Here is a 24,623-nt window from a genome sequence, read left to right as displayed (position 1 = left end):
ATTAGTCCGCCAGGAACAGCGGGCCCATTGGCGGTTTAGGCAGGTCAAACCGATCTGGATAATCTACCGCAACCAGATACAGTCCTTCCGCCTTCGCCGTTGCCGCTGCCAGCGTTCTGTCCTTCGCCGCTAACAACTCTGCTATCCAGCTCTCCGGCTGGTTGTGGGCACCTACTTCCATCAGGCTACCAACAATATTCCTGACCATATGATGTACAAAGGCATTTGCTTTGATATCGACCACCACATATGGGCCGTGACGCGTGACGTTGATGTGCATCACGTTGCGCCACGGTGTGCGCGACTGGCACTGCACTGCCCGAAACGAAGTGAAATCATTCTCACCAATCAGACACTGAGCCGCACGATGCATACGTTCAGCATCCAGCGGTTCATAGTAATGCGTCACACCGTTCCCCAGAACCGCCGGGCGTAACCGATGATTGTAGATGATGTAGCGATAACGGCGAGCCGTGGCGCTAAATCGTGCATGAAAATCATCCGGCACAGCCTTCACCCAGCGCACGGCAATGTCACCAGGTAAATTCGCATTTACACCCAGTGTCCATGCCGCATCTTTACGTTGCGCGGTGGTTTCAAAATGCACCACCTGCCCCGTTCCATGAACGCCTGCATCCGTTCGCCCCGCACAAAATACATTAATGCGTTCATTGGCGACTTGTGAGAGCGCTTTTTCCAATTTTTCCTGAACGCTACGCACTTCGTTCTGGCGCTGCCAGCCATAATATTTGCTGCCATCATACTCTATACCCAGCGCAATTTTATGTGTTGGCAGTTGTTGCAGGTCAGACATTAGTACAGATACTCCTGCACCAGTTTTTCAGCAATTTTTACCGACATTAACGCGCCACCAAAGCGCACATTATCGGCTACAGACCAGAACTGAATCTGCTCCGGCATACCATAATCGTTATGTACGCAGCCGACCGAAAGATGGGGAGTACCAGAAGCATCGCCAACCTGTGTAGGATAATCCGTCTCTTCCGACAGAACGATGTCTTCGCCGCGGGTAAACGCATCACGAGCCTCTTCTGCCGCCAGCGGCCGCAGGGCTTCAAAGTTCACCATTTGTGCATGCCCGTAAAACACTGGCGACTGCACTATGCTTGCGGAGACCAGCAGACCATCGTCCTGCATAATTTTCCGCACTTCATCGACGATCCGACGTTCTTCACGCACGCTGCCTTCACGATCCGGCAGTAATGGCAACATATTGAACGCCAGTTGACGCCCGAAGAAATCATCGTCATCGACAGGGATCCCGTTGAGCAGCTTCGCACTCTGCCCTGCCAGCGCATCCACCGCCTTTTTACCGCGTGCAGAAGCTGAAATAATATTGGTGACCGTTATACGAGAAAGCCCGCCGTCATCAATCAGCGGTTTCAGCGCAGTCAGCAACTGGCTGGTCAGACTATCCGGGACGGCAATCACATTGCGGTTGCGATAATCCGCCAGTACGAACGGGTTAACATCCGGTACGACCAGCGGGACATCCGGCTCAAGGGCAAACAGTCCGCTACTGTCAATAACCAGGCAACCTGAGTTAGTTGCTTCTTCCACCCACGCGGCTGTTGCCTCCACTCCAGCAACAAAAAATGCCAGTTGCGCTTGTGTCCAGTCAAAATCAGCAACATCCTGAACAACGATCGATTTACCATTAAAACGCAGGTGCTCACCGGCGCTTTCGTTACGTGCCAGCGCATAAATCTCACCGACCGGGAACTGGCGTTCAGCCAGTGTATCGAGCAGGGCTTCGCCGACGGCGCCCGTTGCGCCCAGAATGGCAATATTCCAGCCTTCAGACATGGTGATTTACTCCAGAAATACATAAGCGTCCCTGTCGTATTATTCGACAGGGAGCATTAAGAAGACATTAATGTGCCGGGTGATGAACAGCGTTAAAACCCAGCTTACACAACAAGGTAGCTGCAGCAGCGTCATCACACATTACGTATAAAGACGACCATTCACGGCGCTCAAGGTAATTCTTACGCAGTTTATCAAACTCACCCGGAATTCCAGCGACTTTACGCAGCGGCGCATCATCGCGGCGCACATCATACACTAAATGCACCAGCCTTTTCAGCGTTGGCTGATCTAACGGACCATGCAATGTGATACGACCAAATTCCGGCGCGGGTAACAGGGTGTTCAGCGCTACGTGCTGTTCGCGACCAATAAACTTGCTGTAGGCCTCAAAGACCTGCGTGGTCCCGCGCGCTTTTCCTTCAAGGGTATAACCGGCAATGTGCGCCGTGCCGATGTCGGCTTTCTCCAGCAACGCCACATTCAGATCCGGCTCACCTTCCCAGACGTCCAGCACAACGCTCAACGACTGCCCGGCATTCAGACGATTCAGTAATGCGCCATTATCAATGACCGGCCCACGGCAGGCATTAATCAGGATGGTTCCCGGCTTGAGTCGGCTTATGAGCGCCTCATCAGCCAGATGCAGCGTTTTGTACGGACCGTCTTTAAACAGCGGCGTATGGAAAGTCAGTACATCAGCTTGCTCAACCAGTTCCTCCAGTGAACGAAAGTCGCCCTCATCCCCCCGGTCAGCACGCGGTGGATCGCAAAGCAAAGTACGAATTCCCAATGCTTCCAGTCGCGCTTGCAAACGCGCCCCCACATTACCGACGCCCACGATACCTACGGTCCTATCGCGTAATGCAAAACTGTCGCGTTCCGCCAGCATCAACAGCGCAGAAAAGACATATTCAACCACTGCAATGGCATTGCACCCAGACGCTGCGGAAAAGCCGATCCCCGACTGCGCAAGCCAGGCTTCATCCACATGATCAGTACCTGCGGTTGCCGTCCCGACAAATTTTACGGGTTTTCCGCTGAGCAGTGATTCGTTTACTTTCGTCACCGAGCGCACCATTAAGGCATCCGCATCTTCGAGTTCTGAGACGGGAATCGGGCGACCGGGAACCGCTTTGACCTCCCCCAAACGACTGAACAGTTCGCGGGCATAGGGCATATTTTCATCAACGAGGATTTTCACGTCTTTCGCACCTGTTTGAGAACGAGAGTTAACCGGGCAAGTGTGCCATAATCTCGCCGCCAGGCATACTGCGAGACCTGGTTAGCTCAGATTTAAGGAATAGAGATGATGCAGCCCATTTCTGGTACTCCCGCGCGCCCTCCCGGTGAAGGCCCAAATGCCCCTGCCGTTGCGGGTGAGCAACCGTTATCCACGCAGCAACGTACTGTGCTGGAACGACTTATCACGCGTTTAATTTCACTCACTCAGCAGCAAAGTGCCGAGGTATGGGCTGGAATGAAGCACGATCTGGGGGTCAAAAGTGATACACCGTTGCAGTCGCGTCACTTTCCTGCCGCTGAGCAAAACCTGAACCAACGGCTTGGCATTGCTCAGCAGAATCATGCTAACCGTCAGGTACTGTCACAGCTCACAGAATTGCTGAGTCAGGGGAATAATCGCCAGGCTGTGAGTGATTTTATTCGCCAGCAGTACGGACAAACAGCGCTCAGTCAACTCACACCAGAACAGTTAAAAAATGTGCTGACACTGTTACAGCAGGGGCAACTTTCGATCCCGCAGCCACAACAGCGCCCGGCAACCGATCGCCCTTTGCTCCCGGCAGAGCACAACACGTTGAATCAACTGGTGACAAAACTGGCTGCGGCCACCGGAGAATCCGGCAAGCTAATCTGGCAATCCATGCTGGAACTGTCCGGCGTAAAAAGCGGAGAACTGATCCCCGCGAAGCAGTTCACCCATCTGGTGACCTGGCTGCAAGCGCGTCAGACGCTAAGCCTGCAAAATGCACCAACGTTGCAAACGCTTCAGGCAGCGTTGAAACAACCGCTGGAACCGAATGAGTTCGCGGCGATAAAAGACTACGCGCAGCAGACCTGGCAGATCCAACCGCAAACAATTTTGACCACTGTGCAGGTACAGGATTTGCTCAATCAGATCTTCTTGCGGCGCGTAGAGCGGGACAAAGAATTAAACGATCCTCGACATCTTCAGCCGATTTACAGCCCGTTCACACCGGTGATTGAAAACATTAAATCACTGTCGGCGCGACCGGGGCTGATGTTTGTGGCGTTGATGATTGCATTAGCCATTTTCTGGCTCGTCACTTAACCTTTTCGCAAGGTAAGCAGCGTAACGACAATTCCGACCACCGCGGAAATCGCCCCGGCAAGAAATACCGAGGGATAGCCATAAGCGGTGGCCAGAACCCCAGCTAAAGGACCGCTTACGCCGTAGGAGATATCCTGGAATGCGGCGTAACCACCCAGCGCCGTACCACGAACCTGTGCAGGAACACGCTTCACGACCTCCACACCCAGTGCCGGGAAAATGAGCGAACACCCTGCCCCGGTTAATGCCGCCCCCAACAAAGCAAACCAGGCCGTTGGTGCCAGCCACAGCAGTACCAGACCCGCTGTTTCAACTAGCAAAGAGACAACCGCGACCTTAACCCCGCCAAACCTGTCCGGCATCCAGCCAAACAGAATACGCATCAGCACAAAAGCACCACCAAACGCGGTCAGGGTGAATCCTGCCATGGTCCAGCCGTTGCTGACAAAATAGAGGGAGATAAAGGTGCCAATCACCGCAAAACCAACGCCCTGTAGCGCCAGACCCACACCAGGTTTCCAGATAAGCCCCACAACGCTCCACAAAGAAGGCCGTTCTCCAGCGTGAGCAGGCACTTTACGGACGGTACCATTGAATGCCCATGCCAGCAGCGGTAATGCCATCGTGGTTCCCGCCAGCGCGGCGAAACCAAAGTGGCTGTGGATCAGCAGCCCCAACGGTGCACCGGCGGCCAGTGCGCCGTAAATCGCCATCCCGTTCCACGACATCACCTTACCAGAACGCGTTGGCCCAACCAGCCCCAGCCCCCAGGTCAGGGTTCCGGTAAGTAACTGGCTTTCACCAAAACCGAGGATCAGACGTCCCACAATTAACAACGCGAACTTAACGGGAACAGAGACTGGTAATAGCGCAGCCAATAGCCACGCCGCGCCCGCCAGCGCACAGGCAAACATCCCCTGTAGCGCAGAACGTTTGGCACCATACTGATCGGCTAACCGTCCCGCGTAACCACGCGTTAATACCGTCGCCAGAAACTGAACGCCCACAGCAATGCCAACCATGGTGTTGCCATAGCCCAACTCATGGTGGACAAACAGCGGGATGACAGGCAAAGGCAGGCCGACCGTCATATAGGTCAGGAAAACTGCAAAAGCGATACGAAATAGCGAAACATTCGCCGAAGATGTTTTTTCTTGTTGGGTTACTGCTGTCATGCGTTACTCCAGAATGCAGAGTAAGGCGAGGAAATGCCACGCCCCCTCTACCTGACTATCAGGATTAAGGTGCGTTGGATAACGTTAAACGCTTACGCATTATCATGAGGATAATGTTGAGCGGGGAGTCTGCCTGTAAATTGCCCCCATTGTCAATGCCATAAAAAAGGGAGCCTGTTGGCTCCCTTTTAACCCGATCAGCGAAACGTCATCAGGCAATGACTGGTGTTAGTACCAGACTTACGCTTTCAGCTTACGCATCACCAGCGTGGCGTTAGTCCCGCCAAAGCCGAAGCTGTTGGACATAACAGTAGTCAGTTCTTGCTCAGTCGGCTTGGTTACGATGTTCAGACCAGCAGCTTGTTCGTCCAGCTCTTCAATGTTGATGCTTGGCGCGATAAAGCCATGTTCCAGCATCAGCAGAGAGTAAATAGCTTCCTGCACACCCGCAGCACCCAGAGAGTGACCGGTCATTGCTTTGGTTGCAGAGATTGCCGGGCTGTGATCGCCGAACACTTCACGGATTGCACCCAGCTCTTTCACGTCGCCTACCGGAGTAGAAGTACCGTGTGAGTTCAGGTAGTCGATTGGTGTATCAACGCCGTGCATCGCCATCTGCATGCAGCGCACTGCGCCTTCACCTGACGGAGCAACCATGTCTGCGCCATCAGAAGTTGCGCCGTAACCGACGATTTCCGCGTAGATGTGTGCGCCACGAGCCAGAGCGTGTTCCAGCTCTTCGACAACAACCATACCGCCGCCGCCTGCGATAACGAAACCATCGCGGCTTGCATCATAAGTACGGGACGCTTTGTCCGGAGAGTCGTTGTATTTGGTAGACAGCGCGCCCATTGCGTCGAATTCGCACGCCATTTCCCAGCACAGCTCTTCGCCGCCGCCAGCAAAAACGATGTCCTGCTTGCCCAATTGAATTTGTTCAACAGCGTTGCCGATACAATGTGCAGACGTCGCACAGGCAGAGCTGATGGAGTAGTTTACGCCGTGGATTTTGAACGGTGTTGCGAGGCAGGCAGAAACGCCGGATGCCATCGCTTTAGTCACCACATACGGACCAACGGCTTTCAGACCACGCGGGCTACGCATTGCGTCAGCGCCGAAGACCTGAAAACGCGGGGAGCCGCCGCCAGAACCTGCAATCAGGCCAACGCGCGGGTTGTTCTGGTAAACTTCTGCAGAGAGGCCAGCATCAGCAACTGCCTGCTCCATAGAAAGGAATGCATAGATGGATGCGTCGCTCATAAAGCGCACAACTTTGCGGTCAATGAGGCCAGTGGTATCCAGTTTTACGTTGCCCCAAACGTGGCTACGCATGCCGGAGTCCTTCAGCTCCTGAGAGAAAGTGATCCCTGAACGTCCTTCACGCAGAGATGCCAGGACTTCCTGCTGGTTATTACCGATGCTGGAAACGATGCCCAAGCCAGTAATCACTGCACGTTTCATTCAATACCTCTGTAGTTCGCACTATTTTAAAGTTTCGAGTGGCACAATAGCGTACACTTGTACGCCGAACAAGTCCGATCAGCCATTTAATGTGGAAATTTGCGCAGTCAGGCACTCATCGTTAAGATCGGGACACAGCCTGCCAGACGAGTAACTTACGTGAAACAATACGCTATACAACCTGCCGACCTCGAATTCAACGCTGAGGGTACACCTGTTTCCCGAGATTTTGACGATGTCTATTTTTCTAACGATAACGGGCTGGAAGAAACTCGTTATGTTTTTCTCGGCGGTAATCATCTCGCAGAACGATTTCCCACTCATTCACGGCAATTATTTGTAGTAGCAGAAAGTGGTTTTGGTACCGGACTTAACTTCCTGACGCTATGGCAGGCATTCGCCACTTTTCGCGACGCACATCCTGACGCTATCCTGGAAAGGTTACATTTCATCAGTTTTGAAAAATTTCCTCTGACGCGTGAAGATCTGGCCTTAGCCCATCAACACTGGCCTGAACTCGCACCATGGGCAACAGCGTTACAGGAGCAGTGGCCACTACCACTGGCGGGTTGCCATCGGCTGCTTCTTGATGAGGGGAGAATTACGTTGGATCTCTGGTTTGGCGATATTAACGAACTCATCAATACACTGGATGAATCATTGAATCAGCAGGTCGATGCCTGGTTTCTGGATGGGTTCGCGCCGGCAAAAAACCCTGATATGTGGACGCCAACGCTGTTTAACGCAATGGCCAGACTGGCTCGCCCTGGCGGCACGCTGGCGACCTTTACCTCCGCTGGTTTTGTACGTCGTGGGTTGCAGGAAGCAGGTTTCAGCATGCGTAAATGCAAAGGTTTCGGTCGCAAACGCGAAATGTTATGTGGGGTTATGGAGCAAAATATTGCCCCCCCTTCCCCGGCGCCGTGGTTTGCACGCACAGGTACTAAAAAACGTGAAACGGCTATTATTGGCGGAGGTATTGCCAGCGCCTTGCTGTCGCTGGCTCTGTTGCGTCGCGGCTGGCAAGTGACGCTTTATTGTGCTGACGACAAACCAGCCCAAGGCGCTTCCGGCAATCGTCAGGGGGCGCTCTATCCTTTGCTCAATAAACATGATGCGGCTATTAATCTTTTTTTCCCTGCTGCCTTTACCTTCGCACGACGTTTGTATGACGCGCTACCCGTAGATTTCGCACACGACTGGTGCGGGGTGACTCAGTTAGCCTGGGATGAGAAAAGCCAACAGAAAATCACCCAAATGCTGTCACTTGACTTACCCGACGCACTCGCGGTCGCGGTTGATGCAAAACAGATCCTGCAAACGGTGGGCGTGGATACCGAATGTGATGGCATTCAGTATCCTGCCGGAGGATGGCTGTGTCCTGCGCAGTTAACTGCTGCTGTGCTGGACTATGCCACAACGCTGGGATTACGCACGCACTACCAGCACGATCTGGTTTCACTGTCGCATCAGGCGGATAGCTGGCAGTTGCAGTTCGCTACTGGCGAAACCGCTACGCACGAAGCGGTGGTGCTGGCAAATGGCCACCGCATTAACCGCTTTAATCAGACGCAGCCGTTACCGGTTTATTCCGTTGGCGGTCAGGTGAGCCATATTCCTACCTCGCCTTCACTCTCTGCTCTGCGTCAGGTGCTGTGCTACGACGGCTATCTCACACCGCAAAATCCGGTGAATCAGCATCATTGTATCGGGGCGAGCTATCATCGCGGTTGTGAAGAGACGGTTTATCGCGAGGACGATCAGCAACAAAATCGCCAGCGTTTAATCAACTGTTTGCCAAATGCCGGATGGGTGAAAGAGGTGGATATCAGTGACAATGCCGCCCGCTGTGGCGTTCGCTGCGCCACACGCGATCACTTACCGATGGTCGGCAATGTACCAGACTATCACGCCACGCTCAGTCAGTACGCACATCTTGCAGAAGACAAAGAGACTGCTGCGAGTGCGCCAGTTCACCCTGACTTATTTATGCTGGGCGCACTGGGTTCGCGAGGACTGTGTACCGCCCCGCTGTGCGCAGAAATCCTTGCGGCGCAAATGAGTCATGAACCTATCCCGATGGATGCAGGAACTCTGGCTGCGTTAAATCCGAATCGTTTATGGGTGAGAAAATTATTGAAGGGAAAAGCAATAAAGTCATAAGGTAATGATTGTGCCGGATTAGACACTCCTGCGTCAGCATCCGGCACAATCCACCGTAAATTATTTTACTGTGGCCTTCTGGAACAGAGCATCCCACATCTCTTTCACTAGCGCCTGGTCACGAGGCGAGAGTTCGCCAGCACCGATAGCTTTTTCCAGGCTGCTGGTGACATTGGCGTACAATGCCTCAGCGGAATGGTCCTCGCCACCGTCCAGTTCAGCAACGGCCAGCGTCAGGTGCCCACGCAAATACCCACTGGCAAAAAGCTCATCATCGCTGGCGTGCTCTACCATATCGTCGATTAATGCCAGAATGCGTGATTCAAACTCCGCGATCATCTTCTTTCCTCATTGTAAACGTGGCATCGGCTTCAGTTGAGCGCTTCGGGCCACGGGAATTGTTCCGCCTTAAGCTCAGGCGTGTGATAATAATTTTGTAACGCTTTAATGAAGCGCGCCGGACGTTCGGGGATCCCCTTTTCCAGATACTCCATCACCTGGGCATGAACACGACGCTGGAATACCACGCGATCCGGCTCAAAGTCCCCTTCCAGGTTGTCGCAACTGACGTTAAACGGATACCCCGCCGCCATGCAAAACAACCAGTCAAATGCCTGTGGCTTCACTTCTACATCTTCAAACTGACACTGTGTCTTCGCATCCCGCCCGTCCGGGCAGTACCAGTAACCAAAATCAACCAGCTCACGACGCGCTTTTCCAGCAATACACCAGTGTGAAATTTCGTGTAACGCGCTGGCGTAAAAACCATGGGCGAAAACAATACGGTGATACGGTAATTCCGCATCAGCTGGAAGATAGATGGGTTCATCGTCGCCTTTAATCAGACGGGTATTAAATTCATCGGCAAAGCAGCCGTTAAAAATATCAATTAACTGTTGGTAGTGATGGGTATTGTTCATTAGTTCATCCCCAGCCAGTGGAGAATCTCCTGTCCATGATTATCGTAAATTAGCTTGGCACTCATCACTGCAGAGACAATGACGATCATTGGTCGAATGAGTTTCTGTCCCTTACTAAGCACCAGTCGAGATCCCATCCGCGCACCAAGAAACTGGCCGATAAGCATCACAAAACCGGTCGCCCAAATCACTTTGCCGCCAAGGGCGAACAGTAACAGCCCACCGAGATTAGAGGTGGCATTGAGTACTTTGGCATGCGCCGTTGACTTCGCCAGGTTGTAGCCACACAGCATGACGAAGGACAGTGCGTAAAACGACCCGGCTGCCGGCCCAAAGAAGCCATCATAAAAACCGACACTGCCCCCGGCAACCAGTGCAAACGGCAAGCCATAAAGCCGACGCTGCCGGTCTTCTTCGCCCAGTTTAGGCATCATGAGAAAGTAGAGGCCAATACAGAGCACCAGAACCGGCAGGATTTGGCGCAAGATGTCCGACTGCATATGCTGAACCAGCAACGCGCCGCTCATTGAACCGATAAAGGTCATGGCGATATTGAGCTTCTGCTCCGCCAGATTGACCACGCCACGACGAATAAAATAGAGAGATGCGGAGATCGATCCCCCACAGGCCTGAAGCTTATTAGTTGCCAGCGCTTGTGCTGGCGGCATGCCTGCCGCCATTAACGCAGGGATAGTGAGTAAGCCACCGCCCCCCGCCAGCGAGTCAATAAATCCAGCCAGAATTGCCACAAAAAAAAGTACGCCCAACAGCAGCGGAGACACCATAAACAGATCGGCGAAAATATCCATTAGAGTACATGCTCGTCCAATAGCGCCTGGCAGGAAGGCGGCAACGGAGGCGGTGTCTTCTTCTCAGGCTTTGTTGTTCCAGGTTTAGGAGGTTCGAACCAGCTTTGCAGCTCCGCGCCACAGCCATCACCTGGTGGAGGTAAAGGTTGGTCTTCGCACTCAAGACTGTCGGCAGGGCAACGTAACCGCACATGCATATGAGCACGATGCTGGAACCACGGTCGCACTTTACGCAACCAGTCCCGGTCAGTTCCCGCATCCAGACAAAGTTGCTGTTTAATCGCCGGATTCACGAAAATACGCGTTACATCATTATCTTTTGCAGCCAGCCTGATCAGGCTGAAAATCTCCGGCTTCCACAGTGACGATACAACACGTTTACCGTCCTGAGAGACCAGATCCAGCGCCTGTGGTCGCAGCAGTTGCGACTGCGTCCAGCGCGTTTTTGGCAGTTGCAGGAAAATATCGACATCCAGTCCTGTCTGGTGACTGGCGTGCCCACCATTGAAACGTCCGCCAGCAGGCATTCCCATATCACCAATTAACACCGTGCCCAGCTCCAGATTATTGGCCTGGGTACTCAGACGCTGAATAAACCTCACCAGATCAGGATGACCGAAATAGCGCCGCTGATCGGTGCGCATCACCTGATAATGTTCTGATTGCACGGGCAGTGTATCTGCCCCGACAATGCAACCATTCGAGAAAGCACCGATCGACTGTGCGCTACCCGCAACCGGGTGGGTAATTTTCTGCCAGGGCGTCGCCGCCAGACAGGCGGAGCTGGCGAACAGAGCCAGTGCCGCAAGTGCCGTTTTTTTCATGTCTTACCAGCGTGGAATGTCAGTCTTCACATCCGCATTTTGCGCCCGCTGACGCAGCAGGTGATCCATCAGTACAATCGCCAACATCGCTTCTGCGATCGGCACTGCGCGGATCCCAACGCACGGATCGTGACGTCCTTTGGTTACCATTTCGACTTCTTCGCCAAATCGGTTAATAGTGCGCCCAGGAACGGTAATACTGGAAGTCGGTTTCAGCGCCATATGTGCAACAATTTGTTGCCCGCTGCTGATCCCCCCCAGGATGCCACCAGCATGGTTGCTCTGGAAACCTTCTTTGGTGATTTCATCACGGTTCTGACTACCACGCAGTGCGACAACGTCAAAACCATCGCCAATCTCCACGCCTTTTACCGCGTTAATGCTCATCAGCGCATGAGCGATGTCTGCATCCAGGCGGTCAAAAACAGGTTCACCGAGGCCCGCTGGCACACCACTGGCGACAACGGTCACTTTTGCCCCGATGGAATCACCCTCTTTTTTAAGCGCGCGCATCAGTTCATCCAGCGCTTCAATTTTATCCGGATCCGGGCAAAAGAACGGGTTAAGTTCCACCTGAGACCAGTCTTTAATCTCCAGGGGAATATCGCCCATCTGGGTCAGACAGCCGCGAATTTCGACACCAAATTTTTCCGCCAGGTATTTTTTGGCTATAGCCCCGGCCGCCACGCGCATCGCCGTTTCGCGAGCGGATGAACGCCCGCCGCCACGGTAATCACGCAAACCGTATTTCTGCTCGTAGGTATAGTCAGCATGACCCGGACGGAAAACATCTTTAATCGCGCCGTAGTCCTGCGAACGCTGATCGGTATTTTCAATCAACAAACCGATGCTGGTCCCGGTGGTTACGCCTTCGAACACGCCAGAGAGGATTTTCACCTGATCCGGCTCACGGCGCTGGGTCGTGTAACGCGAAGTTCCCGGACGGCGTCTGTCGAGATCGTGCTGCAGATCGGCTTCTGTCAGAGAAATGCCAGGCGGAACACCATCAACAATACAACCGAGCGCCAGCCCGTGTGATTCGCCGAAGGTCGTTACGCGAAAGAGTTGTCCAATTGTGTTTCCTGCCATCACGGCTCCGTTATGAATGTTGTGTTTGTGCGCGTGTATTAATCTTTATAGATGCTGAAGTGTTCGCGAGCGGCAATCAGTTGCTCTTTAGTCAGCATAAATACGCCATCACCACCGTTGTCGAATTCCAGCCAGGTAAACGGTACATCCGGGTATTGTTCCATCAGATGTACCATGCTGTTTCCGACTTCACAAATCAGAATACCGTTATCCGACAGGTAGTCTGGGGCGTTACCCAGAATGCGACGGGTAAGTTTCAGCCCATCACTACCGGATGCCAGACCCAGCTCCGGCTCGTGACGATATTCGTTAGGCAGATCGGACATATCTTCTGCGTCGACATACGGTGGGTTGGTCACAATCAGGTCATACTGGACTTTCAACAGGTCGCGGAACAGATCGGAACGGATCGGCGTGACGTGATGGATCAAGCCATGCTCTTCAATATTGTGTTCAGTGACTGCCAGCGCATCAGTGGAAATGTCCACCGCATCCACTTCAGCTTCCGGGAAGGCATACGCACAGGCGATAGCAATACAACCACTGCCGGTACACATATCCAGAATATGCTGCGGCTGTTCGCTGATAAGACCGGCAAAGCGATTGTTGATAAGCTCGCCAATCGGTGAGCGAGGGACCAACACGCGTTCATCGACATAGAATTCATGTCCACAGAACCAGGCTTTGTTGGTCAGGTAAGCAACCGGGATACGTTCGTTGACGCGACGAATAACACGCTCAACAATACGGTGGCGCTCGCTGGAAGTCAGACGCGCAGTACGCATATCTTCAGGAATATCCAGCGGCAGGTAAAGAGACGGCAGCACCAGCTGTACCGCCTCATCCCATGGATTATCCGTGCCATGGCCATACCAGATATTCGCCGCGCTAAAACGGCTGACCGCCCAGCGCAACATGTCCTGAATGGTATGCAGTTCACTCACTGCTTCATCAACGAAAATTTTATCCACGTATTCCTCCAGGGCATGCTCGCATTAAATTCGGCGGCTAGTTTGCCACGAAGACGGCGATAAATCAGCATTCACACAGAGCCTGAGCGTTAAAATTGCGTTTTAAGCGATCGGATGCCTGTCGAGTCGGGTTAAACTAACGAAAAATAAAAGATGAGACTCTCGAATGAAAAAGAAAACATCGCTTAGCGAGGAGGATCAGGCGCTGTTTCGCCAGCTGATGACCGGCACTCGCCAAATAAAGCAGGACACTATAGTCCATCGGCCACAACGTAAAAAAAATACCGAAGTTCCGGTCAAGAGACTGCTGCAGGAACAGGCTGATGCCAGCCACTATTTCTCTGATGAGTTTCAACCGCTGCTGAATACGGACGGTCCGGTGAGGTACCTGCGTGCCGATGTCAGCCATTTTGAGCTGAAGAAAATGCGCCGTGGCGATTACTCCCCGGAGCTGTTTTTAGATTTACACGGACTGACGCAGCAGCAGGCTAAGCAGGAGTTAGGCGCGCTTATTGCCGCCTGTCGTCGTGAACATGTGTTTTGCGCCTGCGTAATGCACGGTCACGGCAAGCACATTCTTAAGCAGCAAACGCCACTATGGCTGGCGCAACACCCGCATGTAATGGCCTTCCATCAGGCGCCAAAAGAGTATGGCGGTGATGCCGCACTACTGGTACTGATTGAAGTGGAAGAGTGGTTGCCGCCAGAACTTCCCTGACCAACAGAAACAGAAAGAGCCGCATCTGCGGCTCTTTTTATTTTTCCAGATGGCGACTTCGCCTTATGCGGCTTACGACACCTGACACGACTTCGGTTAAATCGCTTTTGCCATTTTCAAATTACACGGGCTCATTTGCCAGTTGAAAATGCCTTTACCGCTCTCATCAAGCGTTACGCTGGCAATCGCAGATGTGGTAAACATCGGCGGTGTTTCACCAGGGCAAAGCTCAGACACGAGGTATCCCACTAAAGGCAAGTGAGAGATCACCAGCGCCGTTGCGATACCTTCGTTGGCCAGTGCCTGCAAATAGGCGCTGACCAGACCGACATCGCCACAGGGAGTCAGCTCCGGCAAAACATCCACACTAGCTGGCAGGTTCATACACTCCCCTACCACATCCAGCGTCTGTTCGGCTCGTAGAAACGGGCTCACCAGAACACGTTCGATATCCACTTTTTGACCTTTCAGCCAGTTCGCCATCAGGCGAGATTCGTCACAACCACAGGAGGTTAAGGGACGAATCGAATCACTGGCGGCATCGAGGGCCGCGTCGCCGTGACGCATGATAAAAACTTGCATATTGCACCGCTTTTGTTAACCAGAATCACCAACACGTTGACGCAAAGCCCCTATTGGCCGTCGCAACTATGTGGTGGCCGGCATTGTGCCTTATCCATTCACTGAATGAAACGCTGTTTTTTACCTCAACGGCGTAAGTATAGTCAATCTTTGTTTACATTTTGAGCACGACCCATACATTCAGTGCGGATTCATCCTACCTTTGACCTCAAGTATTCAGGTCAGTTTCCCCATACTTCCAGAAACCTTCACCACGTTCCGACATCTGCAATAACTGCTCACACGGTGTAAACCGGGAGCCATATTGCGTAGCCAACCGTTGCAGAGTTGCAACCACTTCACCCGCCCCGAGAGAGTCCATATACCGGAACGGGCCGCCGAGGAATGGCGGGAATCCAATACCAAATACAGCGCCGATGTCACCATCACGCGCACTGCGGATAATCCCCTCACCGAAACAGCGCGCTGCCTCGTTGAGCATTAACATGACGCATCGCTCTGCAATTTGCGAGGCGGTATGTCGACTCTGCCCCTGCGCACCAATAAGCGCATAAATCGCAGGGTCAACCTGTTTTTTGCTTTTACGCCCTTTCGCACCATAAAGATAGAAACCTCTACCATTTTTTCTACCTTTGCGATCGTCATTCAAAATTGAAGCGACAACATTTGCAGGTGCGCTAAAACGTTCACCGTAAGCAGCTTCCAGCACTGGTATAATTTTAGTGCCTGTATCTATTCCGACCTCATCCAAAAGTTGGATTGGTCCTACCGGGAAACCAAATTTCACCAGCGCGGCGTCAATATTATCGACACGCTCACCTTCGGTCAGCATACGAATCGCTTCGTTGATATAAGGCGCTAAAATACGGTTAACGTAAAACCCAGCCTTGTCCTGAACCACAATCGGCGTTTTGCCCTGTTTTTTCGCTAATTTAACGGTCGTGGCAATCGTCTGCTCAGAGGTCGTGACATGCGGAATGACCTCCACCAGCGGCATTTTTTCCACCGGGCTGAAGAAGTGCAAGCCAATAACCTGCTCCGGCCTGGCAGCATTTGCAGCAATGTCGCCAATCGGTAAAGATGAAGTGTTAGAGGCAAAAATGGTATGAGGGGCACAATTCTTCTCAACTTCTTCCACCATCTGTTGTTTTAACAACAGATCTTCAAACACGGCCTCAATAACAACATCGCGATGAGCAAAACCGTGAAAATCGGTTGAACCCGAAATCAGCGCCAACTGTTTGTCACGTTCACCCGCTTTGATATGCCGGCGGCGAACTTTTGTATCAAGTTGATCCCAGCTGTACTTCAGGGCGTGATTGATTCCTTTAGTATTGATATCTTTAATGCGCACTGGCAAGCCGCCCTTACAGGCTGTCACGTACGCAATACCACCGCCCATCAGACCGCCTCCCAGGATCCCAACACTGTTCAACGGGCCGGGCCGGGCATCGCTACCAAGATCTTTTTTCACTTCAGTGTTAGCAAAAAAGATATTACGCAATGCCTGTGACTGCGACGTCATCGCCAGCTCACCAAACGCACGGGCTTCAGCGTCGTACCCGCTACTGCTCCCCTGAGCCAGGCCAATTTCTATTACCTCGAGGATTCGATCCGTCGCGGGGTAGTTGCCTGACGTTTTTTGCGCCGTTTTTTTACTTACCATACGAAACAGCAGCGTCCGACCCAACGGCCCAGCTAAAATTCGTTCGCGCACAGGCAAGTTTCGGTGCGCCAGACTGTCCTTTTTAGCCCGTTCAACGGCCGCTTCAAGCAGAATAGTCTGCGGCACGACTTCATCCACTAATCCAACTTTCAGCGCCTGTTTTGCACGTAACTGTTTACCCGTCAGGATCATGTCCAGCGCGGTGCTTACGCCAATCAGACGTGGTAATCGCTGCGTACCGCCAGAACCCGGCAGCAAACCCAGTTGAACTTCTGGCAGCCCCAGTACAGTTTTTGCGTCATCAGTACAGATGCGACTGTGGCACGCCAGAGCCATCTCGAGGCCGCCCCCAAGACACGCACCGTGAATGGCGGCGATAACCGGGATCGGCAACGCATTAATTTCCGCCATAATCTGCTGTCCCTGACGGGCCAGTGTTTCAGCTTCCTGCGCGCTGCGGCAGTTACCAATCATGTTGATATCCGCCCCGGCGATAAAATTATCGGGTTTCGCTGAAATGAACACGACACCGCGCAGATCTTTGTTTTCGCGAATTTGTTTCAGGATGGCCCTAACCTGAGTAGCAAACTCAGCTTTCAGGGTATTCATTTTTTCTCCGGGCACATCAATGGAGACAACTGCCACGTTATCCAGACGTACATGTAGCGTAAAAGCCGATGTCATTTCCATTATTCTGACTCCAGAACCATTGCTGCACCCAGACCACCTGCCGCACACGCGGTCACTAAACCAAATCCACCGCCACGACGTCGTAACTCATGGAGGGTTTGGGTGATCATCCGTGCACCGGTGGCGGCAAAGGGGTGCCCGTAAGCAATAGAGCCGCCCAGTACATTAAATTTGCTGTCATCCACTTCACCTGTCGCATGCGATCGACCCAGTACTTCCCGGGCAAAACGTTCACTACCCAGAAGCTGGATATTCGCCAGTGTTTGAGCGGCAAAAGCTTCGTGCATGTCGATAAGCGTCAGGTCGGCCATTGTCAGACCCGCCCGCTCCAGAGCCAGTGGCGTTGACCATGCCGGACCAAGCAGCATGTCCTGCCAGACATCGATGGCAGTGAAGGCAAAACTGCGCAAATAGCCCAGTGGCACCAGACCCAGCTCTTTTGCCCTCGATTCCGTCATCAAAATCACGGCGGCCGCACCGTCAGTCAGCGGCGTACTGTTTGCTGCCGTTACGCTGCCATGTTTTCTGTCAAACGCGGGGCGCAATTTCGCGTAATCCGCCAGTGTAGAGTTACCACGAACGTTGTTATCTTCTGAAATGGGATCTTTAAACGGTGGGACATAGGCGGTCATCACTTCCTCCGCCAGCTTACCTTCCGCCCAGGCCTGAGCAGCTCGCTGATGGGAACGATGCGCCAATGCATCCTGTTGCTCACGCGTAATGCCATAGGTTTTTGCCATTTGTTCAGCCGTGTCCCCCATGCGTAAGCCAGTGGAATACTCAGCGACAGCTGGTGGAACCGGCATCAGATCACGCAAACGCAGTCGGGAAAAGAGTTTAAGGCGCTGACCGGTGGTTCGGGCTTTATTGACATCCACCAGCACCCGCGCCAGCTTTTTACTCACGCCAATAGGCAGGACTGACGAGGAGTCCGCGCCGCCGGCAATTCCCGCACGAATCGTGCCCGCCATCAGACTTTCCGCGACATTCGCCACCGCCTGGAAACTGGTAGCACAGGCTCTGCTTACGCTATAAGCATCCGTATGAACATTCATTCCGGTGCCCAGCACGATTTCCCTGGCAATATTGGGCGCTTCAGGCATTTGTACTACCTGACCAAAAACCAGTTGCTCAATGACATCTGCAGGTATTTCGCTACGTGCCAGCAGCTCACCTACGACCATTTTCCCCAAATCAACGGCGGGAATGCCATGAAACGCAGTCGCCTGACGGGCAAATGGCGTGCGCAGCCCGCTTACAATGGCGATGCGATCGCCCTGACGGGTAACCAGCGGTAAAGCCTGACTCATAACACTCCCCTGTAAAAAATAATAATAAGTGGTCTGACCTGATCACAGTCTTAACCAATTTTTTACATTTAGCCAAGCGGAGAGAAAAGAAAGTGGGAGCTATGACACAGTGAATAATCACTGGTTGTTACGAAAATGCCCTTGTCTGGAGGTGACAAGGGCATTTGAAGAAGGGATTAACGCAGACCCAGCTGGAAGATCAGGGTTTCGGCCTCACAGGCGAAGACAAAATCGATATCCAGACGTACACCTTCAGCCTCTTCAGTAAAAGTAGAGGTGATTTGGCAAGGTTCAGATTCTACACCACGGGCCTTCTCGGTCAGAGCGGCCAGCGTTTCTTCTGCCTGAGCGCGATTCGCGAAAACACGGCTGTATGACGCGGTGCAATCGGAGTTGTCCATGATGGTGCCAACATCCATACAGCAGCAAACCGGGGTTTCATCAGCACTGCATTTACTCATTGTAGATTTCCTCTGTATTCGCACCTGAGGTGCCAGATAAACGATGGGGATATTTTACGCTCCCATTATTCACCTCTCCAGTCGTTAATTGTGCGAAATGAGATAAGTGACCGAAATCACACTTAAAAATGATCTAAAACAAAAATCGCCCAAACAGGTGAGTGCGCATCTCCGCATTTTTGCCAGCTGGATCGCGTTTTTAAGATCATAATTGAAAAATTTTATAAACATACTTGCAACATTCCATCTGGTCAGACCTATACTCACGCCACTGGTCTGATTTCTAAGTAGTACCTCAGACCCTACACTTCGCGCTCCTGTTACGGCATGTAACATTGTTTGTATAAAAATAAATCGATGAGGTTATGGTCATGAGCCAGAAAACCCTGTTTACAAAGTCTGCTCTCGCAGTCGCAGTGGCAATTATCTCCACACAGGCCTGGTCTGCAGGCTTTCAGTTAAACGAATTTTCTTCCTCTGGCCTTGGCCGGGCATATTCGGGTGAAGGCGCTATCGCAGATGATGCAGGCAACGCCAGTCGTAACCCGGCACTGATTATGATGTTCGATCGCCCCACTTTCTCAGCGGGTGCGGTGTATATCGATCCTGACGTTAATATTTCAGGTAAATCACCGTACACCGGTCGTAGTACCGACGCGGATAATATCGCCCCTACGGCTTGGGTCCCCAATGCTCACTTTGTGATGCCTATTAACGAACAGTTTGGTTGGGGGGCTTCTGTTACATCAAACTACGGCCTGGCAACTGAATTTAACGACAGCTATATCGTTGGTGAATACGGTGGGAAGACCGACCTGAAAACGGTCAACCTTAATCTGAGTGGTGCCTACCGTCTGAATGATAGCTGGAGTTTCGGTGTCGGCTTTAATGCCGTGTATGCCGACGCAAAAATTGAACGTTATTCCGGTGAGCAGACCGCTGCATTGCCGAAGGTCAGCAACAAAATTGCCAGCCTGAAAGGGGACGAATGGGGTTATGGCTGGAACGCCGGCATCTTGTATGAGCTGGATAAAAATAACCGCTACGGTTTAACTTATCGCTCTGAAGTCAAAATTGATTTCGATGGCGATTACAAAAGCGGCATCCGCACCCAGGCAAATGCTTTACCTGGTGCAGGCACCGCGTTCCCATGGGGAACAACCAATGCTACCGTCCCAGGCTCTCTGACACTTAACCTGCCGGAAATGTGGGAACTGTCTGGCTACAACCGTGTCGCACCACAGTGGGCTATCCACTACAGCATGGCTTATACCAGCTGGAGTCAGTTCCAGGAACTGAAAGCGACAGGTTCAAATGGACAGACCCTGTTCTATAAAGAAGAAGGCTTTAAAGATTCTTACCGCATCGCGCTGGGTACCACATACTATATGGATAAAAGCTGGACCTTCCGTACCGGTATTGCCTATGACGATAGCCCGGTTCCTGCGAGCAAGCGTTCCATCTCCATTCCAGACCAGGATCGCCTGTGGCTGAGTGCGGGAACGACTTATGCATTCAATGACGATGCCTCTATCGACGTCGGCGTTTCTTATATGCACGGACAGAAAGTGACCGTCAAAGAAGGCCCGTATACTTTCGACTCTGAAGGTAAAGCCTGGCTGTTTGGTACCAACTTCAACTACGCATTCTGATTCTCTTCAGACGTAAAAAAGGTGAGCTTTTTAGCTCACCTTTTTATTTGTCTCATTCCTACTCGGAATCAATGTCTTTTAAGTCATCTTGAATGTCTTTCGCGTTCGGGTTTTCTTCTGGTTTGAGTTTCCCACCGTTAGCGATAAAGTCATGACGCTGGAAGTAAGCTTCACGCACCATGATGTAAGGATCAGAAGACTGGCGCAGCAGGCCGTCGGAATCGAGCAGTTGCGCGCGGGTTTCAATTCCTTCGATTGTCCATTTACCCACCGACAGCGGCCAGGTCAGCCAGGACAGTACCGGATACAGGGTATCGACCATATCACCACCATCATCACGAACTGTGAAACTTCCGTAGAACGGAAGCTGCATATACGGTCCGTAACCGACGTCATAGTGGCCTAATGTACTACCGAAACGATGTGGTTCAACGCGCTGCAGTTTTGGATTCGCCATACCCGCAACATCAATAAACCCACCCATACCTAACAAGGTATTCAGGAAGAAACGGGTAAAATGCACCATTCCCTGATAGGGGTCGCCTTGCAGGAAATAGTTGACCATTACGGCTGGTTCTTCAAGGTTGCCAGTAAAGTTGCTTAAACCATTTCGTGCCGGCTGAGGAACATAATCACGCCAGGCGACTGCCACCGGTCTAACAACATACGGATCCAACACATTAAAGTTGAAGTTGTACATGGTGCGGTTGAACCCTTCAAACGGATCCGAGCGCCCTTGCTGTTCTGTACCGGAGCTCGCACACCCCACCAAAAGTGTGGTTCCCAGCGCAAGCGCCGACAGGCGAAGCTTCATAAGTGTCTCCCTGTATATTATGGCTATCGCTGATTGCCATCCATGACGGAACGATAACGTATCCGCCTGTATAGATGTGAGCGATTGTAACAACACGTCAAACGATGTCTATATACCCTGTCTTACTGATTTGATCATAGCCTGGTAACACAGACACCGGGCCTTCTATTCTATCGAACCCGATAAAAACAAACGTTACCATTTTTGCGATTTCAGATTTTCTCCCGCGAATAACAGGATAAAACCGCTACGCTTTAGCTATACGTGCTTTTTCAGGATCCTGGTATGAATGACATCGAAAAAGAAAAAATCGATCGACACAGTGACGAACTCGAAGTTGAAAGCGAAGAAAAAATGAGTGGTAAGAAAATCGAACTCGATGAGGATCGACTTCCCTCCCGCGCAATGGCAATTCACGAGCATATCCGCCAGGACGGAGAAAAAGAGATGGAACGTGACGCGATGGCGCTGCTGTGGTCAGCTATTGCGGCCGGGTTGTCGATGGGCGCCTCATTACTGGCAAAGGGTATTTTTCACGTACAGCTTGAGGGCGTTCCCGGTGGATTTTTACTGGAGAACCTGGGCTATACCTTCGGGTTTATCATCGTAATTATGGCTCGCCAGCAGCTCTTTACCGAGAATACCGTTACTGCCGTATTACCGGTAATGCAAAATCCCACCATCGGCAATTTTGGCCTGTTGATGCGCCTGTGGAGCGTAGTGCTACTAGGTAATATTCTCGGCACAGGGATTGCGGCGTGGGCGTTTGAATATATGCCAATTTTTGATGAAACCACCCGCGATGCTTTCGTCAAAATTGGTATGGATGTGATGAAAAACAGCCCCGGAGAGATGTTTGCTAACGCAATTATTTCCGGCTGGCTAATTGCAACGATGGTCTGGATGTTCCCCGCAGCAGGAGCGGCAAAGATTGTGGTCATTATCCTGATGACCTGGCTTATTGCACTGGGTGATACCACGCACATCGTCGTTGGCTCAGTTGAAATCCTTTATCTGGTCTTTAACGGTACGCTGCACTGGGGAGACTTCGTCTGGCCCTTCGCCTTACCGACGCTTGCCGGAAATATCTGTGGCGGGACATTTATCTTCGCACTAATGAGCCACGCACAGATTCGCAATGACATGAGCAATAAGCGAAAGGAAGAGGCCCGAATGCAGGCCAAACAGCGAGAGCAACAGCAGAAAAACCAGAAAAAACAGTCTTAATGGCGACTGTTTGAGCAGTCGGGCGGCCTGAGACTTACCGTTGGAAGTAAAAAACGCTATACTCGTGCCGCTTCGTCCCCTTAGTTAAATGGATATAACGAGCCCCTCCTAAGGGCTAGTTGCAGGTTCGATTCCTGCAGGGGACACCATTTCATAGTTCACCACTCTCCGCATTAGTTCGCAAAATCCCTTACACAGCAAGCTCTCAATAAAATATTAGTTCGCCATAGTTCGCAATAGAACGTTGACAGCCGCATACTTCGGCGGGTAAAAAACGAGTAAATAATTTTACCCACCGGAATTTTACCCATGCTCACCATCAAGCAGATCGACGCGGCAAAGCCGAAAGATAAACCGTACCGGCTACTCGACAGCAACGGACTGTACCTTTATGTTCCGGTTACCGGAAAGAAAGTCTGGCAGCTGCGTTACAAGCTCGATGGTAAAGAGAAGGTTCTGACGGTAGGCAAATACCCGCTCATGTCATTGCAGGAAGCCAGAGACAAAGCTTGGCTTGCCAAAAAGGATGTGTCTCTCGGCGTCGATCCTGTAAAGGCTAAAAAACTGTCAGTTAAAGACAACTCTTTCGGCTCTATATACCAGGAATGGTACGAGCACAAAAAACAGGTATGGTCAGAAGTGTACAGCACCGAACTGTCACGCATGTTCCAGGATGACATTCTGCCGTTGATTGGCGGGATGGAGATTAACGAGATAGAACCAATGCAGATACTGGAAGTAATCCGCAGGTTCGAAGACCGTGGAGCAATGGAGCGGGCCAATAAGGCTCGGAGGCGATGCGGGGAAGTATTCAGGTATGCAATTGTCACCGGGCGAGCGAAGTACAACCCGGCTCCTGACCTTGCTGATGCCATGAAGGGATACCGGAAAAAGAACTACCCCTTCCTTCCTGCAGACCAGATACCGGCCTTCAATAAGGCGCTGGCTGGTTTCTCTGGAAGCATCGTTTCACGAATAGCAACACAGGTTCTGCAATACACGGTACTCAGGACAAAAGAACTCCGGTCCATGCAATGGTCGAACGTCGACTTTGAAACCAGGACGATTACGATCGCCGAAGAGGTGATGAAGGGGCGGCGCCCTCACCTTGTCCCAATGTCAGATCAGGTTGCCTCTCTGCTTGAAATGCTGAAGCCGGTAACGCGGCCTATATCAAGCTTCGTTTTCGCCGGGCGCAATGACAAAACAAAGCCGATCAGTGAAAACGCCGTTCTGCTGGTTATTCGGCAGATAGGCTACGAGGGCCTCGCCAGTGGACATGGTTTCCGGCACCAGTTCAGCACAATAATGAATGAGCGCGAGTGGCCTGCTGATGCCATAGAGAAGCAACTGGCGCACGCTAACAGCGGCTCCATTCGTGGGATATACAATCACGCTCAGTACATGGATAAGCGCCGGGAAATGATGCAGTGGTGGGCGGACTGGATTGATGAGAAGGTATCATAGGGAAACAGCACAAAGCCTTGCAAACCTTTGCAAATCTTTGTATGTCCAGATTTTGTCTCATCAAGCATCATCACAGGTCGATCGTTCCCCTTTCAAATGCTAAACTTTCTGCCTTTAAGAATTCACTGATTTCTATAATGTTAAAGCTATTTAGTCGTTATGTTTCCGTTGGCGTGCTGAATACCGTCATCCACTGGTTGTGCTTCGGTGCCATGTTCAGTTTGATCGGCTTAAGCCAGGCGATATCGAATCTTGTTGCGTTCTGCATTGCGGTGACGTTCAGCTTTTTCGTCAATGCCAAATGGACATTTAAGTCAAAGGCAACAACTGGCAGGTTTGTGGCCTATGCTGCTAAAGATCAATCAAACTTATGATCAGTTTGTTATCAAGAACAATGTCAATCATGGCTACTGGCACTTAAATCATGGCATACTAATCAACAATCTAATTTACTTATTTTCTTTATTTAACTTGAGGTAGTTT

At 51.8% G+C, this 24,623-nt stretch carries 22 protein-coding genes, 1 tRNA gene and 1 pseudogene; 8 read left to right on the top strand and 16 right to left on the bottom strand.

Translation table 11 applies throughout. From position 1 onward, the window contains the following. Nucleotide 1 precedes the first annotated feature (1 nt). The 3 genes from truA to pdxB form a co-directional block, all read right to left on the bottom strand. Nucleotides 2–814, bottom strand: a complete 813-nt coding sequence (gene truA, locus OH663_RS19840) for a tRNA pseudouridine(38-40) synthase TruA (RefSeq protein WP_045445694.1) — start codon at nt 812–814, stop codon at nt 2–4. After that, nucleotides 814–1,827: an aspartate-semialdehyde dehydrogenase gene (locus OH663_RS19835; protein WP_045445697.1), complete on the bottom strand. Its 1,014-nt coding sequence runs from the start codon at nt 1,825–1,827 to the stop codon at nt 814–816. Before OH663_RS19835 ends, truA begins: the two co-directional genes overlap by 1 nt. 67 nt (nt 1,828–1,894) lie before the next feature. Next, nucleotides 1,895–3,031, bottom strand: coding sequence for a 4-phosphoerythronate dehydrogenase PdxB (gene pdxB, locus OH663_RS19830; RefSeq protein ID WP_200010219.1), 1,137 nt, complete (start codon nt 3,029–3,031; stop codon nt 1,895–1,897). 108 nt (nt 3,032–3,139) lie between these two features. Between pdxB and flk the strand changes: the two genes are divergently transcribed. Further along, nucleotides 3,140–4,141 (top strand): flagella biosynthesis regulator Flk, encoded by a 1,002-nt coding sequence (gene flk / locus OH663_RS19825; RefSeq protein ID WP_045449733.1) that lies wholly within the window; start codon nt 3,140–3,142, stop codon nt 4,139–4,141. Here the strand turns inward: flk and OH663_RS19820 are convergent. Both OH663_RS19820 and fabB read right to left on the bottom strand, forming a co-directional pair. Then, complete coding sequence (locus OH663_RS19820) at nt 4,138–5,316, bottom strand: MFS transporter (protein ID WP_045445703.1); 1,179 nt, start codon at nt 5,314–5,316, stop codon at nt 4,138–4,140. The genes flk and OH663_RS19820 overlap by 4 nt on opposite strands. 240 nt (nt 5,317–5,556) lie before the next feature. Next, complete coding sequence (fabB, locus tag OH663_RS19815; protein ID WP_045445705.1) at nt 5,557–6,777, bottom strand: beta-ketoacyl-ACP synthase I; 1,221 nt, start codon at nt 6,775–6,777, stop codon at nt 5,557–5,559. A gap of 159 nt (nt 6,778–6,936) precedes the next feature. Between fabB and mnmC the strand changes: the two genes are divergently transcribed. After that, nucleotides 6,937–8,940: a bifunctional tRNA (5-methylaminomethyl-2-thiouridine)(34)-methyltransferase MnmC2/FAD-dependent 5-carboxymethylaminomethyl-2-thiouridine(34) oxidoreductase MnmC1 gene (gene mnmC / locus OH663_RS19810; protein WP_200010221.1), complete on the top strand. Its 2,004-nt coding sequence runs from the start codon at nt 6,937–6,939 to the stop codon at nt 8,938–8,940. Nucleotides 8,941–9,000: 60 nt separating this feature from the next. Here mnmC and OH663_RS19805 read toward each other — a convergent pair whose 3' ends face one another. Genes OH663_RS19805 through prmB form a run of 6 tightly spaced genes read right to left on the bottom strand, consistent with a single transcriptional unit; the run spans nt 9,001 to nt 13,553 of the window. Next, nucleotides 9,001–9,279, bottom strand: coding sequence for a YfcL family protein (locus tag OH663_RS19805; protein ID WP_045445709.1), 279 nt, complete (start codon nt 9,277–9,279; stop codon nt 9,001–9,003). 32 nt (nt 9,280–9,311) lie between these two features. After that, entirely contained in the window at nt 9,312–9,860 is a 549-nt protein-coding gene (locus tag OH663_RS19800) for an elongation factor P hydroxylase (RefSeq protein WP_045445711.1), read from the bottom strand. Continuing rightward, nucleotides 9,860–10,669 carry a sulfite exporter TauE/SafE family protein gene (locus tag OH663_RS19795; RefSeq protein ID WP_200010223.1) on the bottom strand — a complete coding sequence of 270 codons (810 nt, stop codon included), beginning with the start codon at nt 10,667–10,669 and terminating at the stop codon, nt 9,860–9,862. The genes OH663_RS19800 and OH663_RS19795 overlap by 1 nt, the downstream gene beginning before the upstream one ends. Continuing rightward, nucleotides 10,669–11,493, bottom strand: coding sequence for a penicillin-insensitive murein endopeptidase (gene mepA / locus OH663_RS19790; protein WP_045445715.1), 825 nt, complete (start codon nt 11,491–11,493; stop codon nt 10,669–10,671). Before mepA ends, OH663_RS19795 begins: the two co-directional genes overlap by 1 nt. 3 nt (nt 11,494–11,496) lie before the next feature. After that, the gene (gene aroC / locus OH663_RS19785; protein WP_045445717.1) at nt 11,497–12,582 is read right to left on the bottom strand and encodes a chorismate synthase; all 1,086 of its coding nucleotides are present in this window, start codon (nt 12,580–12,582) and stop codon (nt 11,497–11,499) included. Nucleotides 12,583–12,620: 38 nt separating this feature from the next. Continuing rightward, the gene (prmB, locus tag OH663_RS19780) at nt 12,621–13,553 is read right to left on the bottom strand and encodes a 50S ribosomal protein L3 N(5)-glutamine methyltransferase (RefSeq protein WP_200010225.1); all 933 of its coding nucleotides are present in this window, start codon (nt 13,551–13,553) and stop codon (nt 12,621–12,623) included. A 166-nt stretch (nt 13,554–13,719) separates the two neighbouring features. On the opposite strand from prmB, the gene smrB reads away from it, so the two are divergent. Further along, nucleotides 13,720–14,271, top strand: a complete 552-nt coding sequence (gene smrB, locus OH663_RS19775; RefSeq protein ID WP_045445721.1) for an endonuclease SmrB — start codon at nt 13,720–13,722, stop codon at nt 14,269–14,271. A 96-nt stretch (nt 14,272–14,367) separates the two neighbouring features. Here the strand turns inward: smrB and sixA are convergent, their stop codons facing one another. From sixA to OH663_RS19755, 4 genes are all read right to left on the bottom strand, one after another. Continuing rightward, nucleotides 14,368–14,853: a phosphohistidine phosphatase SixA gene (gene sixA / locus OH663_RS19770; RefSeq protein ID WP_200010227.1), complete on the bottom strand. Its 486-nt coding sequence runs from the start codon at nt 14,851–14,853 to the stop codon at nt 14,368–14,370. A 208-nt stretch (nt 14,854–15,061) separates the two neighbouring features. After that, entirely contained in the window at nt 15,062–17,209 is a 2,148-nt protein-coding gene (fadJ, locus tag OH663_RS19765) for a fatty acid oxidation complex subunit alpha FadJ (protein WP_200010229.1), read from the bottom strand. Then, a complete protein-coding gene (gene fadI, locus OH663_RS19760; protein WP_263525821.1) occupies nt 17,209–18,519 on the bottom strand; it encodes an acetyl-CoA C-acyltransferase FadI in 1,311 nt (436 codons plus the stop codon). The genes fadJ and fadI overlap by 1 nt, the downstream gene beginning before the upstream one ends. Before the next feature lie 176 nt (nt 18,520–18,695). After that, a complete protein-coding gene (locus OH663_RS19755; RefSeq protein ID WP_045445733.1) occupies nt 18,696–18,980 on the bottom strand; it encodes a YfcZ/YiiS family protein in 285 nt (94 codons plus the stop codon). 371 nt (nt 18,981–19,351) lie between these two features. Between OH663_RS19755 and fadL the strand changes: the two genes are divergently transcribed. Then, the gene (gene fadL, locus OH663_RS19750) at nt 19,352–20,632 is read left to right on the top strand and encodes a long-chain fatty acid transporter FadL (RefSeq protein ID WP_045445736.1); all 1,281 of its coding nucleotides are present in this window, start codon (nt 19,352–19,354) and stop codon (nt 20,630–20,632) included. A gap of 58 nt (nt 20,633–20,690) precedes the next feature. On the opposite strand, the gene mlaA is transcribed toward fadL, so the two are convergent. Then, on the bottom strand, nt 20,691–21,446 hold the full coding sequence (gene mlaA / locus OH663_RS19745) for a phospholipid-binding lipoprotein MlaA (RefSeq protein ID WP_045445738.1): 756 nt from the start codon (nt 21,444–21,446) through the stop codon (nt 20,691–20,693). 285 nt (nt 21,447–21,731) lie between these two features. Here mlaA and OH663_RS19740 point away from each other — a divergent pair, with 285 nt between their 5' ends. From OH663_RS19740 to OH663_RS19725, 4 genes and pseudogenes are all read left to right on the top strand, one after another. Continuing rightward, nucleotides 21,732–22,673 (top strand): formate/nitrite transporter family protein, encoded by a 942-nt coding sequence (locus OH663_RS19740; RefSeq protein ID WP_048220966.1) that lies wholly within the window; start codon nt 21,732–21,734, stop codon nt 22,671–22,673. A 74-nt stretch (nt 22,674–22,747) separates the two neighbouring features. Next, a tRNA-Arg gene (locus OH663_RS19735) sits at nt 22,748–22,822 on the top strand. A gap of 160 nt (nt 22,823–22,982) precedes the next feature. Next, nucleotides 22,983–24,140, top strand: a complete 1,158-nt coding sequence (locus tag OH663_RS19730) for a tyrosine-type recombinase/integrase (protein ID WP_263525820.1) — start codon at nt 22,983–22,985, stop codon at nt 24,138–24,140. A gap of 137 nt (nt 24,141–24,277) precedes the next feature. Continuing rightward, a pseudogene (locus OH663_RS19725) lies at nt 24,278–24,487 on the top strand (GtrA family protein); the annotation flags it as partial. Between the last annotated feature and the right edge of the window lie 136 nt (nt 24,488–24,623).

Source organism: Citrobacter sp. Marseille-Q5395 (assembly GCF_947057495.1).
Classification (GTDB): domain Bacteria; phylum Pseudomonadota; class Gammaproteobacteria; order Enterobacterales; family Enterobacteriaceae; genus Citrobacter; species Citrobacter murliniae.
The sequence above is the reverse complement of the archived record's forward strand: the minus strand, read 5'-3'. Positions and strand labels throughout refer to the sequence as shown.